Source organism: Micromonospora hortensis, from assembly GCF_022230935.1.
Taxonomy (GTDB): Bacteria; Actinomycetota; Actinomycetes; order Mycobacteriales; family Micromonosporaceae; genus Micromonospora; species Micromonospora hortensis.
The window spans coordinates 86,931-101,072 of the sequence record NZ_JAKKFE010000070.1 but is presented as its reverse complement, the minus strand read 5'-3'; the positions used below and the strand labels follow the sequence as shown (position 1 = coordinate 101,072).

The window sequence follows — 14,142 nt, the reverse complement described above, 5'->3', positions numbered from 1 at the left end:
TTGAGCGATATACCTCTGAGGCATAAATATGACTCAGAGGTATATCGCTTGTGGTGGCGTGGCGCTCCCGGCCGGCGCAGCTCACCAGCGGCCACCGTTCGCGCGCCAGGTTTGCGCCGGGGTCAGCCAACCGGCCCGGCCTGGTCGCGGCAGGGCCACCGTCGGCCCGTTCGCCCACGCGGGTGGTTGATTCGGCGGGCCTACCGACCGCTCCGATCCGGTCGCGCCCGGCACGGCCGCTGGTGCCGCAACTTACTACACAGCGCAGTCACGTACTTACCGGAGAGGTAAGGATGAACGTCGAGATGTGAGTGCGGGCGTTGAAGGCCGCCCGAGCCGGTGCCGAGGTGTCCCAGGAGGCTCTGGCCACGCTGACGGCCATGACCGTTCCTCAACCCCACTGGCGGACGTCGACCAGGTCCGGCGACACGGGTGGTGCCTGTGTCGAGGTGGCGGACAATCTGCCCGGCGTCGTTCTGGTCCGGGACAGCAAGGATCGCTCCGGCCCGACCCTCAGCTTCGCGCCGGCCGCTTGGCGTGGCTTCATCGCCGGCGCCGCCCAGGACCCCAGCCGACGCGCTGACTAGCGGCGCGGGGTGACAGTGGCCAGCAGCTCCGGCTGGCGCCGGTCCAGGACGTCGCCGGCCAGGTACGCGCCCAGCAGCGCCGCGCCCAGCCCGTACGCGGCGCCGACCGGCAGGGCCAGCCAGAGCCACGCGTCACCGAGCAGCGCGGCGGCCACCACCATCGGCACCGCGGCGACCACCGAGGCGAGCATGGCCAGCAGGGTGAGCAGGCCCTTCGCCAGGCCCGCACCGCTGTTCATGGCGAACGGGTTGCTCGTCTCCGGCAGTGAGTACGCCCCGAGCACCGAGATCAGGCTGTTCACCGCCAGCCCGGCGCCGTAGGTGGCGACCAGGCCGCCGATGGTGAGCCCGATCCACTCCGGTCGACTGAGCAGAAACGACAACACCACAGCGACGACGCCCAACATGGGCAGCACGTACAGCGAGAAAGCCGTCATCCGGGCCCGCAACTCGACCCGGCCGGGCACCCCGGCCACCACGTTCGCCGCGTACGCGCTGCCGTCGAAGCCGAACTGGTTGGCCAGGGTGACGGCGGCGAGCACGCCCACGAGGAGCATGGAGATGGTGACCACCACCGGTGAGCTGTCGCTGGCAGCCGCCGTGAGCCCGGCGCCGTCCTCGAACGCGAAGTCCCCGCCCGTAACGTTGATCAACACCGGTACGAAGATGCCGACCACAGCGATCGTGATCAGGTTGGCCCGGCGGCGCGCGTCCCGCCACCAGTAGCGGGCCTCCCGAGCGACCAGGGCACCGAACCGGTCCCGGCCGGCCCAGGTGGCGACCCGGGGAAACAGTTGGGCGACCGCGCCGCCGGTGACCCCACGCCGCACCGGGGCCTTACCGGCGCTCGCCGCACCCACCATCGCCGACTCGATCGACCGGGACCACCAGGCCAGCAGGGCACCGAGCGCCACCACGGTGATCAGCAACTTGACCGGTGCCGCCCACACCCGCCCCTGGGCCACGTCGATGCCGACGGTCCACGGAGCTCCCAAGGGCGTCCAACCGATCACGGTCGCCACGCCGGTCAACCGGGTCCAGTCCGCCTCGCGCAGCGCGGCGAGGCCGAAGACCTGCAACGGGCCGAGCAGCGCGGCCGTCACCGCCAGCAGCACGGCCGCCAGGTCGCGGACCCGTCGGGACCGCAACATCGTGGCGAAGGCGCTGGTCACCGCCCGGCTGGCCGCCACACACAGCAGCAACCCGGCGAGCACACCCACGACGGCGACCAACCCCGCTGACCAGCCGCCCAACGACCAGGAGGTCAGCACCAGCCCGGACGACGCAATGAGCACCGCCAGCACCGGCACGCTGATGAGGGCCGCCACGAACAGGCCGGTCACCAACGTGCGCCGGGGAAGCGGCAGCAGCGCGAACCGGGCCGGGTCCAGTGTCTCGTCCACGCCGAAGAAGACGAGCGGGAGAAGGAGCCAACCCAGCACCAGCAGCCCGCCACCGGCCGCCGCGATCAGCACCGCGTACCGGCCGTCGTCGGTCAGGCCCGGCGCGGCGAAGAGGAAGAACCCGGCGGCGGCGAACCAGAGCCCGAGCAACGCGCCGCCGACGAACAGGGCGATCCGCCAACCCTGGCCCCGAAAGTTGTTGCCCATCACCCGCAGCTTGAGCCGCACGAAGTGGCGAGCGGAGACAGCGCGTACGGGTGCGGCGGGGGTGGCGTCCGCGCTCACTGGGAGAGCCACGACAGCTCCTCGCCGGTCGCGGTGCGCCCGCCGACCACCTCGACGAAGACCTGCTCCAACGAGCGACCGCCGCGGACCTCGTCGATGGTCCCGACCCGCTTGATGGTGCCGCCGGCCAGGATCGCCACGTGCGAGCAGAGCCGCTCGACGACCTCCATGACGTGGCTGGAGAAGACCACGGTGCCGCCGCCGGCCGCGTACCGGGTGAGGATGTCCCGGATCAGCGCCGCGGAGACCGGGTCGACCGCCTCGAACGGCTCGTCCAACACCAACACCCGGGGGCCGTGCAGCAGCGCGCAGGCCAGGCCGATCTTCTTCTTCATGCCCGCCGAGTAGTCCACCACCAGCGTCCGACCGGCGTCACCGAGCGCCAGCACGTCCAGCAGCTCGGCAGCCCGTTGGTCGACCACCGTCGGGTCCATCCCCCGCAACAACCCGTTGTACGCCAGCAGCTCCGCGCCGGTCAGCCGGTCGAACAACCGGACCCCGTCGGGCATCACACCGAGCAGCCGCTTGGCGGTGACCGGGTCCTGCCAGACGTCGTGCCCGAGCACCCAGGCCGAGCCGGCGTCCGGTCGCAACAGCCCGACCGCCATCGACAGGGTGGTCGTCTTGCCGGCGCCGTTCGGGCCGAGCAGGCCGTAGAAGGAGCCGGCGGGGACGTCCAGGTCGACGCCGGCCACCGCGATCGTGCCGTCGAACCGCTTGGCCAGGCCACGCAGTGCGAGCGCGGGGTGCTCAACAGTCATGCGCCGACGTTATCCGTCGATCGCCAGTTCCGCCGTCCGGCGACGGGCGGACCCGCGATCATCCCCGAGGCGGACGAAGGTTCCGGGCAACAGACCCGCCGATCTTGCGGTCTCTGTTGTCGACATGGGGGGATATGCGTCCTCTGTCGCGACAGAAAGTGCAAGATCGCGGAGCAGGTCGATCCAGCGCGGCCAGCTGTGCAACCGGACACCGCGCTCGCGGGTGACAGGGGCAGGAGCGAAACGGGGAGAGACATTGGACAGAGATGACGGCTTCGAGGAGTTCTATCGAGCCAGCAGGCACCGGGTCGTCACAGTGCTGTACGCGCTCGGTGGCGACCTCCACGAGGCGCAGGACGCCGCACAGGAGGCGTACGTGCGGGCCTGGCAGCGCTGGCGGCGCATCAGCGAGTACGACGATCCGGAGGCGTGGGTGCACCACGTGGGACACCGCCTGCTTCAGAACCGTTGGCGGAAGATCCGGAACGGGATCACCGCCCATCGGCGGAATGGTCCGGTGAACGCTGTCGGACCACCGTCGGAGAACACCGTCGCGCTGGTCTCCGCGTTACGCCAGTTGCCGACTGACCAACGCGAGGCGATCGTCCTGCACCACCTCGCGGATCTCTCGGTCGCGGACATCGCGACCCGGACTGCTGTTCCGGTCGGCACGGTCAAGGCCCGACTCGCCCGAGGGCGTAAGGCCCTCGCACCTCTGCTCGGCACCACCCTCCCCGAGGAGGTCAGCAATGCCTGATCAGCCCTTCGTTGACCTGTTCCGGGACACCGAGCACCTGAGCTGGCCCCCGACCGCACAGGTGCGGGAGCGCGGCCGGCGGCGGACCCGTCAGACGAGGATCGCGGCGGCGCTCGCCGCAGTGGTGGCGGTGGCCCTGGTGGCCACCGGCGCGGTGGCGCTGGCCGGTGGCCGGGAGGGCGCGCCGACGCCGGTGCTGCCGGCGACCGGATCACCCACACCGACACCCACCCCGACACCCACGCCGTCGGCCACCTCGGCCGCACCTCGGTCGTCGACGACCAGCACCACTCCCGCCGCACCGCCATCGAGCCCGTCACGTACGCCGTCGGCCGGTTCCACCAACCCGGCGATTCCGGCCGCAGCCATGCTGCGGCTCTCGGATCTGCCCGCCGGCTTCACGATGGCAGAGGACGACATCGACGGCGATTGGAGCCTGGAGTCAGTGTCGATCTACTGTCGAGAAGCGCCGACGGGAACGTCCAACGGCAGGCTCGCCCAGCGAACCGTGTCGTTCGACTCGCCGACCGACAGGATGATCCAACGCGTCGTCCGTTTCTCGATTCGCGATGCCGCCCGTGAGATGGACGCGGTCCGGGCACTTTTCACCGACTGCAAACCCAGGGGGGCGACCAGTTCGATGTCGGTCCTGGCCGATGGGCTGGGGGCCGGTGACGAGTCTCTGCTGGTGGGCTCGGACATCGAGGGCGTGCGGAGCCGCTGGCTCGTCGTACGGCAGGGTGACCTGGTGGCACAGGTGGCGTTGGACATGGACACCACCCCGAAGGAGGCGCTGCGGTACGCCCGCCCGGTGGCGCAGCGGCTCTGCGCCGGCACTGACACCTGCTGAGGGCATGTCGCAGCGGTGATCACTGCATGCGGAGGGCTTCCGGGGTGTGTAGGCGGAGCATGGTGGCGGCGACGTCGGCCGGGGCCCGCCGGCGGGTCGCCATCGACACGGCGACCATCACCGTGAAGGCCAGTGGCACCGTCCAGGCGGCCGGCTGCGCGATGAGCGTGGCCGGCCAGCCGGACAGCGGTGGCCCGAGCACTGTGACCAGCACCGCGCCGATCGCCGCGCCGCCGCCGGCCACCACGCCGGCGGTGGCGCCCACGTCGGTCAGCCCGCGCCACCAGATGCCGAGCACCAGCAGCGGGCAGAAGCTCGACGCGGCGACCGCGAAGGCCAGCCCGACGACCTGCGAGACGTCCAGCCCGGAGACGTGCAGCGCCAGCACCGCTGGCACACCACCGGCGATGACGGTGGCCAGCCGGAACCCGCGTACCGACCCTCGACCGAGCACGTCCGTCGAGATCACCCCGGCGACGCTGGTCAGCAGGCCGGACGAGGTGGAGAGGAACGCCGCGAAGGCGCCCGCGGCGACCAGCGCGGCGAGTAGCCGCCCGGCCAGGCCGTCACCCAGGGCCGCTTCGGGTAGCAGCACCACCACCGCGTCGGTCTGGCCGCTGAGCAGCAACTGCGGGGTGTAGATCCGGCCGAGGACCCCGTACAGGGTGGGCAGCAGGTAGAACGCGCCGACCAAGGCCAGCACCACCAGCGTGGTCCGACGGGCCGCCGCGCCGTCCGGATTGGTGTAGAAGCGCACCAGCACGTGCGGCAGGCCCATGGTGCCCAGGAAGGTGGCCAGGATCAGCGAGTACGTGGCGAACAGGCCGCGGTCGTCGTCACCGGCGGCGCTGGGCAGCAACCAGTCGTTGGCATCGGTGGCCACTCCGGAGACGTCCGGCACCGGATCACCGGCAGCGAAGGTCAACTCGTCGCCGGGGCGTACCTCCCGGATGTCACCGTCGGGCAGGGTGAGGGTCGCGCGGTGCTCGACCACGACGGTGGTCGCGGCCCGGAACGTCGGCCCGTCGGGCGGGGTCACCGCCGGCCGGCCGTCGGCCTGCCACTGCAGGGCCAGGAAGATCACCGGTACGGCGAGGGCGGTCAGCTTGAGCCAGTACTGGAACGCCTGCACGAAGGTGATCGCGCGCATGCCGCCCAGTGCCACGTTCGCGGTGACCACTGCCGCCACCAGCAGGGCGCCGAGGGGGTACGGGGAGCCGGCCACAGTGGCCAGGGTCAGCCCGGCGCCCTGGAGTTGCGGCACCAGGTACAGCCAACCGATGAAGATCACGAAGGCGGTGGCGAGGATGCGGAGCCGCCGCGAGCCCAACCGCAACTCGCAGAAGTCGGGCAGGGTGAACGCCCCGGAGCGGCGCAGTGGCGCGGCCACGAAGAGCAGCAGGGCCAGGTAGCCGGCGGCGAACCCGACCGGGTACCAGAGCACGTCCACGCCGTACTTGAGGACCAGCCCCGCGATGCCGAGGAAGCTCGCCGCTGACAGGTACTCCCCGCCGATGGCGGCGGCGTTCCAGGTGGGACTGATGGCCCTGGACGCCACCAGGAAGTCGGAAGTGGTTCGGGCCAACCGCAGCCCGTAGAAGCCGATCCCGACTGTGACCAGGGTGACCGCCACGATGGCCGGGACCACGAAGTCGTTGCCCACTCAGCGCTCCGGCCGTTGCACCAGGTCGGTGAAGTCCTGCTCGTTGCGCTCGGCCAGCCGCACGTACGCCCAGCCCACGCCGATCAGGAACGGAAAGGAGGCCACCCCGAGCAGCAGCCACGGCAGGTTGACGCCGGCGACTGTGGTCCGGCCGAGCGAGGGCGCGATCGCGAACAGCCAGGGCAGCCCACCCAAACCGATGGCCACCACCAGGGACAGCCGCAGCGCCAGCGCGAGTTGGGCCCGGACCAGGCCCCGGACCAGCGCTTCGCCGACCTGGGTCTGCTGGGCCAGCTCGGCGCGGGTCCGCTCGGCGCGGGTGTCCTGCCTGGTGATCTCGGCCAGCACGATCCGGGACCGCCGGGGCGGCGGTACCGCACCGCTCGACCCCACGTCGGGGAGTTGCTTGGCCACCCCGGCAGTCTCGCCCGCCGTACGCGATTGTCAAGCGCTCACCAGCGTTGCAACCCGAGGCAGTCGGTCAGGCTGGCGCTCACCGGGGTCGTGTCGAGAACCCGCCTGGCGCGTTCCCTGCCGAGGTTCACCGCCCAGAACCCGTCCCGGGGCAGCTCGGAGGCGATCTGCCCCAGCGCGCAGGAGCGCATCGGCTCGGGCAGCCGGTCCAGAGCCGGTACGGCGTCGGCCGACAGCCCGGACAGGTAGCTGACGTCCAACCGGCCGGTCTCCAGATACCGGGCGACGTTCCGTTCGGCGATCAGGCGATCCGGGTTCAGAAGGGCCAACCCGAGCAGCGCCAGTACCGCGGTGCCGACCACCAGCCGAGGGAGCCATTCGGCCCGCAGCCGCACCACGGCAACCCCGACCAGGACGAAGAGCAGCCCGAGCCAGATCTCGACAGTCGACACGACGAGCCGCAGCCGGGTGGCTCCGTACGCGTCGGCGTAGACCTGCATTCGGTAGAGCGCCGAGGCGACGATCACCAGACTGAGCGCGGTGAGTGTGCCGAGCAGTACGCGGACCAGCAGGCGGTCCCTCCGGGTGGCCTTCGGCGCTCGGCGGGCGGCGATCGCGATCACCAGCAGGGTGAGTGCGGTGACGGCGAGCAGTTGCCAGAACCCGCCGCGGGCGTACTGGGCGTAGGTGAGCCCCGCCGTCCGCAGCACGTGCCCCGCCCCGCCGAACAACACTGTCAGCTGGACCAGCACGAACGCGGCGAAGAGGGCGTCGAGCAACACCAGCGGGAGGGTCCACTCCAGCCGGTGGGCCGGCCGTGACGACGCCGGTCGCAGGCCCTCCAGGTCGGGTGGGCGGGTGACCAGGTACGCGCCGCCGAGCAGGCCACCGCCGATCAGGGTCAGCCGCAGCAACCAGCCGATCACACCGGCCGGGCCGATGTCGGGCAGCAGCCCGCCGACCAGGTTGGCGAAGACCGCGTCGGCGGAGGCGAAGAGCAGCCCGAACAGCGTCAGCAGGACGGCGGAGACCGCCAGGCTGGTCACGATGCGTCCGAACCCGACCCCCGACCCCGCCGAGCGGTTGGTGCGCACTCCGCGTATCGCCCACGGAAGCGCCCGTACCGTCGCGGCGGGTGGCAGGGTCACGGCGACAAGCATTCCGAGTGGGCTTCGCCCGCCGGTCACCGCGAGCGTCCCGGCCCCCACCGCTGCGATCAGGCAGAGCGCGAAGAGCCAACCGGCGGCCCGGAACGTGCCGACGGCGATCAAGGCGACCGTCGCGGCAGCCCAGGCGACCTGCGCCACCCGTCCCGGTGCCCCCGTGGCACCGGGACGGGCGGGTTCGGCGCCGGTTGCGGTGCCGGGCTCGGTCGGCTCGGTGCGGGCCGCGAACGGGGAGGACGTCAGGGGCCTGACGACGGCGGCTGTGGTGAGGGCGGCCGTGCCGGCCAACGCGGCGACCAGCCAGCCGAGGCCCGGACGAACCGTCGTGAGCGCCGAGGCGCCGACGACCGCCGCCGCCGTCGACGCCACCAGCACCATCGGACCCGCGTCGCCGGATGGCCCCGGCCAGCGCCGCGCGATCATCGATGGTGGCCGGGGCAGGAGCGGTGCGGCCTGGGGCCGACCGGGGGCCGGCGATGCGCCCGGACCGGGCCTGACGGTTGGGGCGACCTGCGTTGGCCCGGTCGGCCCGGTGGCCGGGAGGGGGGTGCTGCCGGGGCTGGTCATGCGGCCTCTTCTCGGTATGGCCCGTCGCACGGGATGGTGACCTGGATGCGGCAGCCGGGCCGGTCACCCCGATCTGGTCCGGCGGGATCGAGGACACCGATCCGGCCGCCGTGCAGTTCGACGACCCACCGGGCGATGGCCAGGCCGAGCCCGGTCCCACCGCCGGCCGACCGGTCGCCGCGGGTGAACCGCTCGAACACCCGGGAACGCTCGTCCGGCGGTATGCCCGGGCCCTCGTCGCTCACCTCGAAGCGGAGCTGGTCGCCGTGTTCCTCGGCGCACACCCGTACCGCGCCGCCGGGTGGGCTGTGGCGGGCCGCGTTGTCCAGGAGGTTCGCGAAGACCTGGTGCAGCCGCCACGGGTCCGCGTGGACCGTCAGCGGTGTCGGCAGGTCGCGGAGCTCAAAGCGCACGTCCAGGCCGGCGCCGGACGCGCTGGCCGTGGCATGCTCCACGGCCTCGTCGAGGAAGTCCCCCACGTCGATGCGTACGCGCCGCAGCGGCACCACCCCGGCGTCGAGTCGGGACAGGTCGAGCAGGTCGGCGACGAGGTGCCCGAGCCGTTCGGTCTGGGCCAACGCCGAACGCAGCGCCGCGGGTTCGGGATCGGCGACCCCGTCGACCATGTTCTCCAGCACGCCCTGCAAAGCGGTGATCGGCGTACGCAGCTCGTGCGAGACGTTGGCGATCAGCTCACGTCGGCGCTGGTCGGCGGCGTGCAGATCCTCGGCCATCTTGTTGAACGCCTGGGCCAGCTCGCCGACCTCGTCGCGGGAGGTGGCGCGCACCCGACGCGTGTAGTCGCCGCGGGCCATCGCGCCGGCGGCCGCCGTCATGTCCCGCAACGGCGAGGTCATGCCGTGCGCGAGCACCTGCGAGGTGAGCAGGGCGACGGCGATGGCGGTGGCCGAGGTGATCGGCGGCGGCCAGCCGATGCCGTACGAGAAGTAGGCGAGCCCGGCCGCCCCGGAGGCGACCAGCAGCACACCCAGCTTCAGCTTGATCGAGCGCACCGGGTCCAGCGGTCGGGGCAGCAGCTCCAGCACCCGGTCCAGCCGGGTGAGCACTGTCGTCGTCATGACGGCAGCTCCAGGGCGTAGCCGACCCCGTGCACAGTGCGGATGAGGTCGGCACCCAGCTTGCGGCGCAGAGCCTTGATGTGGCTGTCCACCGTGCGGGTGCCGCTCCCGTCGCCCCATCCCCAGACGTCGGCGAGCAGCCGTTCCCGGGGGAGCACCGTGCGGGGTCGACCCGCGAGGTGGACCAGCAGGTCGAACTCGGTCGGGGTGAGGTGCACGTCCGCCCCGGCCCGGCGGACCCGTCGCTCCGCCTCGTTGATCTCGATGTCGCCGAGGCGGATGGCTGGCGGCGCGGGAGTGGCGGCGGCCCGCTCCATCCGACGCAGCAGGACGTGCACCCGGGCGGTGAGTTCCCGCATCGAGAACGGCTTGGTGAGGTAGTCGTCCGCGCCGACCGCCAGCCCCACGAGCAGGTCGGTCTCGTCGTCGCGGGCGGTGAGCATCAGCACCGGCACCGGCCGGTCGGCCTGGATCCGGCGGCACACCTCCAGGCCGTCGAAGCCCGGCAGCATCACGTCGAGGACGACGAGATCCGGCTGTGCGGCGTGGAACTGGGCGACCGCGCTGGGCCCGTCCGCCGCGATCTCCACTGTGAAACCCTCGGCCCGTAGTCGGGCGGCGATGGACTCGGCGATGGTCCGTTCGTCCTCGACCACCAGTACCCGGCGTGCGCTCATGGGTCCTGACTGTAGGGAGCGGCCGTGGAGATCAGTGGTTTGCGTTGTGAATAACCTGTGGAGAACCGGCCACGGCTGTGGATAACTCGGTGATCATGCCGGCTGGCGTGGGGGAACTCCGGAGGCTCGTTGTGGACAACCGACTCAGCGGGGCCGGTGGCACAGTGCCACCGGCCCCGCCGTGTCGATCCGTCAGCTGGTCGGTACGACCAGGTCCACGGACATGCTGCCGCTGGCCGGAACGGTGAACCTCTCCAACACGCGGGTGCCGTCCGGCTGCGTCACCAGGTAGCGACCGTCGACCTGGTGGTCCTCGCCGAGGTAGGCGTTGTAGGTGAAGAAGACCCGCTGCGGCCCCTTGAGTCGCATGGTGAACCGGCCGTCGGTGATCGAGCCGCTGCCCGCGATGTCGCCGGTGTCGACGCTGCGAGCAATGACCCACCCACCGGTGAACGGGGTGCCGTCGGGTGTGCGGAAGGTGCCCGTCAGCGCGACGCCCTGGTCGAGCTGGGCGTCCTGGGTGGCGGTCGTACCGGCGGTGACGGTCACCGGGGTGGCGCTGAAGCGGCTCGTCTTGTTGCCGGACCACTGGCTGGCATACGAGTAGCTGCTGAACACCAGGGGCCAGGCGTACGGACCGAGCCGCTCGATGGTGTAGACGCCGCGCTCGTCGGTGCTGGCGTCCTGGGCTCCGACCCCGGGGTGACCGGTGAGCACCGAGATGTCGACCGTGGTGAGCGGCTTGCCGTTCGTGTCGGTGACCGTGCCGGTGACCTTGCCGGCCCGATCCATCCTGACCTGGGGGCCGGTTGTCACCTGTCCCACGGTGGCGACGACGGAGACGGCCTGCCGTTCGTCGCCGGTCCCGCCGTCGGCGCCCACCCACTGGCGACCGTAGACATCCTCCTGAGGCACCGCGAAGAGCTTGTAGTCACCACCGATCAGCGGGCCCACCGTGATCCGGCCGTTGCGGTCGCTGCACTCGCCGTAGCCGTCCTTGAGCGCGGCCTGCTTGGGCAGGAACGCGTCCAGGCAGACGTCCCGCACTGGTGCGCCGGTCTGCCTGTCGACGATTGTGGAGGTGATGACCGCACCCGGTCGCATCTTCACGGTGAGCTTGGTGGTGCCGTTCGCCTCCACGCGCACGCGGGTCAGGTCGCGGGAGAAGTACAACTTGTCCGGCGCGTACAGGTAGAGGTCGTGGCGACCCTGGGGCAGGCCGGTGACGGTCACCGTGCCGCTGCCGTTGTTGCACCTCGCGTCGATGCAGAAGTTGGCGACGGGCGCGCCGGTCACCGAATCGACGGCAGAGATGGCGACAGACCCGGTGCCGACGAGGCTGTCCGCGATGGTTGTCTGCCGCCCGCCACGGACCTGGACCACGTTCGCGTCCTCGGCGGTCAGCTTGCCCTTGTAGTACTGCTGCCGCTCACCGGCGATCACGCCGACCTTGTACGAGCCCTGGAGCACCTGGACGCTGAACTCGCCCTCGGCGTCGGTCTCCGTCCACGCTCCGCCGTACATGTTCGCGGTGGTGATGTCGACCTGAGCGTTGGCGAGCGGCGCGCCGGTGGCGGTGGTGAACCGACCGGTGAGCCCGCCCACCGGCAGCACCGTTTCGTTCACCTCGGTCGTCGTGTCCACCTTCACCTCGAAGACGGTCGCGCCCACCTCGTCGAGCTGCCCCGGGACGTACTGGCTCTGGTAGGAGCCCTCGATCGGGTTGAAGCTCACCCGGTAGCGGCCTGGCAACGCGTAGATGGTGAACTGGCCGTCCCCGTCGGTGCGACCACCGGCCCAGCTGTAGGTGTCGACCTCATTGGCATTGATGCTCAGGTCGGGCACCGGGTCGCCGGCGCTGTCGACGATCCGGCCGGTGATAGCGCCGGTGGCGAAGAGTTCCTCGTCGACGGTGGTGGTGGCTCCGGCGGAGACGGTCACCGGGTCGGCGTCCGACAACTGCGTCTTCTGGTGGTGGTACTGCTCGGGTCGGGGCCACGGGACGAAACCTACGGTGTACGAGCCGGCAGCCAAGTCCGCGATGCTGTAGTTGCCGTCGGCGTCGGTGGTGGTGGAGCCGACGCTCTCGTAGTCGCCCGCGGGATATACCTGCACGAAGACGTCGCCGGCGGCGGTGCCGGAGCTGAGGGTCACTCGTCCGTTGACCGCGCCTGTCTCCGCGGCCTGGGCCGGGGTGGCGCCGGGCAGCACAAGTGCTGCCACGACGGCACCGGCCAGCAAAGTGCGGCGGGCTCGGAATAATTGCATTGATGTCCCAATGTGAAGGCGGGTGGGGCGGCCTGAGCAGGCTCCGCCCGCACCGGCCCGGCGCCCCGTACGGATCGGCACCCGGAGAATAGGTCACCGGCTATGGCTGTGGAACTGCCCGGGTGGTCGGACCTCCGATGTGGACCGTTTGTGTTACTCCAGGCCGATGCGCTCCGGCCGGGCCGAGGCGGAGCCGAGCCAGGTGTGCGGGTTGCCGTACCAGCACCAGCCCAGCTTGGGTGCGCCCTGGCTGATCCACAGCGCCGGCACCCGCTTGTCGCCGCACCGGGAGCCGACCAGCGAGAAGCACCGGTTGCTGGCCAGCGCGGCCGGGTGCAGCGTGATGAAGGCGAGCCCCTCGTCGATGCTCAGCGGCAACCGGCCCTGAGTGGTGATCCCCTCCATGGCCGTGGCGGGTGCCAGATTGCGGTACTCCTCGCCGCGGTCGACGTCGAAGAGCAGGTACGCCGGACCGGCCGGCACCTCCAGTTCCTTGATCGGGTCGAAGCGGGGCAGGTCGTCCTCGGCGTAGTTCCGGTCGACGACGCCGGGCTTGCTCTTGCCGGCCAGGGTGGCCAGCTCCACCCGTTCCGGCACACCGATCAGGTCACGGGTGGTGACCAGCAGGAACGGCACCCGGGCGTCGGTGGGGGCGGGCAGCCCGGCGGTGCCCTCGACCGCCCTGGCCCGCAGTGGCGCGACCAGGTCGCGGAAAGTGCTCTCGGTCATCCCGGCGAGGGCGGGGTAGCCGAGCTGCACCAGTCGGTCGAGTTGGCTGTCGAACTCGGATTCGGCGTCGAACGGTGTCTCGGTCACGGCAGGGCCTCCCGGAAGTCGTACGGACTAGCGTACAACGTACGGTAGGGCTGCATCCATTCCCAGCTCAGCGATTCCAATCCTGCTTCGCGGCCCTGACCAGCTTGTCCTTCAGCTCCCGGGTGTGCCGCCGGCTCACCGGCAGCTCGGTCGAGTCGATCACCACCACGTAGCCGGAGTTGACCAGCCGCAACTCCGCGATCAACTTCAACTGCACGAGGTACGACCGGTGCACCCTGACGAAACCGGCATCGGCCCAGCGCTCCGCCAGCGTGGCCAGCGAGACCCGAACCAGGTGCGACCCCTCCGCGGTGTGCAACCGGGCGTAGTCGCCCTGCGCCTCCACCCAACGCACCGCCGAACGGGGCAGCATCCGGGTGGTGCCGGCCAACTCGATGGGGATGGTCGGGTCCTCCTCCGCGCGGGCCAGCGCCGCCGGGTGCGACGGCACCACCCGCGAGCCGATCACCCGGCGCAGCGACTCGGCCAGACGATCGGCGCGCACCGGCTTCCGTACGTAGTCGGTGGCGCCCAGATCGAAGGCGTCCACCGCGCCGTCGTCGTACGCGGTGACGAACACGATCGCCGGTGGCCGGGCGAAGCGGCGCAACACCCGGGCCAGCTCCATGCCGTCCAGACCGGGCATTCGGATGTCCAGGAAGACCACGTCCACGTCGCCGTCGCGCAGCAGCCGCAGGGCCTCGGTGGCGTCGCCGGCCGTGTGCAGCCGGGCCACCCGGGGGTCGGCCCGCAGGTGGTACGCCAGCTCGTCGAGCGCGGGCGGCTCGTCGTCCACCGCGAGGACGCGCAGGAAACCGGACGCGTTCACCGCACCCGTCCCGGTCCGCT

Annotated in this window: 13 protein-coding genes; 3 read left to right on the top strand and 10 right to left on the bottom strand. The window is 71.3% G+C overall.

All coding sequences use genetic code 11. From position 1 onward, the window contains the following. Positions 1 to 380: 380 nt before the first annotated feature. On the top strand, positions 381 to 587 hold the full coding sequence (locus tag NIE111_RS29745) for a DUF397 domain-containing protein (RefSeq protein ID WP_238687563.1): 207 nt from the start codon (positions 381 to 383) through the stop codon (positions 585 to 587). On the opposite strand, the gene NIE111_RS29740 is transcribed toward NIE111_RS29745, so the two are convergent. Continuing rightward, positions 584 to 2,287, bottom strand: coding sequence for an ABC transporter permease (locus NIE111_RS29740; RefSeq protein ID WP_372488431.1), 1,704 nt, complete (start codon positions 2,285 to 2,287; stop codon positions 584 to 586). The two genes, NIE111_RS29745 and NIE111_RS29740, sit on opposite strands and share 4 nt — an antisense overlap. Then, positions 2,272 to 3,036, bottom strand: coding sequence for an ABC transporter ATP-binding protein (locus NIE111_RS29735; RefSeq protein WP_151497138.1), 765 nt, complete (start codon positions 3,034 to 3,036; stop codon positions 2,272 to 2,274). The genes NIE111_RS29740 and NIE111_RS29735 overlap by 16 nt, the downstream gene beginning before the upstream one ends. A gap of 256 nt (positions 3,037 to 3,292) precedes the next feature. Here NIE111_RS29735 and NIE111_RS29730 point away from each other — a divergent pair, with 256 nt between their 5' ends. Further along, entirely contained in the window at positions 3,293 to 3,793 is a 501-nt protein-coding gene (locus NIE111_RS29730; protein WP_238687562.1) for a SigE family RNA polymerase sigma factor, read from the top strand. Continuing rightward, entirely contained in the window at positions 3,786 to 4,643 is an 858-nt protein-coding gene (locus NIE111_RS29725; RefSeq protein ID WP_238687561.1) for a hypothetical protein, read from the top strand. The genes NIE111_RS29730 and NIE111_RS29725 overlap by 8 nt, the downstream gene beginning before the upstream one ends. A gap of 19 nt (positions 4,644 to 4,662) precedes the next feature. On the opposite strand, the gene NIE111_RS29720 is transcribed toward NIE111_RS29725, so the two are convergent. From NIE111_RS29720 to NIE111_RS29685, 8 genes are all read right to left on the bottom strand, one after another. Then, entirely contained in the window at positions 4,663 to 6,306 is a 1,644-nt protein-coding gene (locus tag NIE111_RS29720) for a sodium/solute symporter (protein ID WP_091396835.1), read from the bottom strand. Next, the gene (locus NIE111_RS29715; RefSeq protein ID WP_238687560.1) at positions 6,307 to 6,720 is read right to left on the bottom strand and encodes a DUF485 domain-containing protein; all 414 of its coding nucleotides are present in this window, start codon (positions 6,718 to 6,720) and stop codon (positions 6,307 to 6,309) included. It lies immediately after the preceding gene. A gap of 38 nt (positions 6,721 to 6,758) precedes the next feature. Next, entirely contained in the window at positions 6,759 to 8,264 is a 1,506-nt protein-coding gene (locus tag NIE111_RS29710) for a DUF4153 domain-containing protein (protein ID WP_238687559.1), read from the bottom strand. 185 nt (positions 8,265 to 8,449) lie between these two features. Further along, on the bottom strand, positions 8,450 to 9,532 hold the full coding sequence (locus NIE111_RS29705; protein WP_238687558.1) for a sensor histidine kinase: 1,083 nt from the start codon (positions 9,530 to 9,532) through the stop codon (positions 8,450 to 8,452). Continuing rightward, entirely contained in the window at positions 9,529 to 10,209 is a 681-nt protein-coding gene (locus NIE111_RS29700) for a response regulator transcription factor (protein WP_238687557.1), read from the bottom strand. The genes NIE111_RS29705 and NIE111_RS29700 overlap by 4 nt, the downstream gene beginning before the upstream one ends. A gap of 192 nt (positions 10,210 to 10,401) precedes the next feature. Further along, positions 10,402 to 12,432 carry a carboxypeptidase regulatory-like domain-containing protein gene (locus tag NIE111_RS29695; protein ID WP_238687556.1) on the bottom strand — a complete coding sequence of 677 codons (2,031 nt, stop codon included), beginning with the start codon at positions 12,430 to 12,432 and terminating at the stop codon, positions 10,402 to 10,404. Between the two features lie 198 nt (positions 12,433 to 12,630). Then, entirely contained in the window at positions 12,631 to 13,293 is a 663-nt protein-coding gene (locus tag NIE111_RS29690; RefSeq protein WP_238687555.1) for a DUF5701 family protein, read from the bottom strand. 67 nt (positions 13,294 to 13,360) lie between these two features. Beyond that, a complete protein-coding gene (locus tag NIE111_RS29685) occupies positions 13,361 to 14,122 on the bottom strand; it encodes a LytR/AlgR family response regulator transcription factor (protein WP_238687695.1) in 762 nt (253 codons plus the stop codon). Positions 14,123 to 14,142: the final 20 nt, after the last annotated feature.

Bases quoted from the DNA above. Each gene is read 5' to 3' on its own strand.
- NIE111_RS29705 (WP_238687558.1), bottom strand. From the start codon at position 9,532: ATGACGACGACAGTGCTCACCCGGCTGGACCGGGTGCTGGAGCTGCTG.
- NIE111_RS29745 (WP_238687563.1), top strand. From the start codon at position 381: ATGACCGTTCCTCAACCCCACTGGCGGACGTCGACCAGGTCCGGCGAC.
- NIE111_RS29700 (WP_238687557.1), bottom strand. From the start codon at position 10,209: ATGAGCGCACGCCGGGTACTGGTGGTCGAGGACGAACGGACCATCGCC.
- NIE111_RS29710 (WP_238687559.1), bottom strand. From the start codon at position 8,264: ATGGTGCTGGTGGCGTCGACGGCGGCGGCGGTCGTCGGCGCCTCGGCG.
- NIE111_RS29725 (WP_238687561.1), top strand. From the start codon at position 3,786: ATGCCTGATCAGCCCTTCGTTGACCTGTTCCGGGACACCGAGCACCTG.
- NIE111_RS29735 (WP_151497138.1), bottom strand. From the start codon at position 3,036: ATGACTGTTGAGCACCCCGCGCTCGCACTGCGTGGCCTGGCCAAGCGG.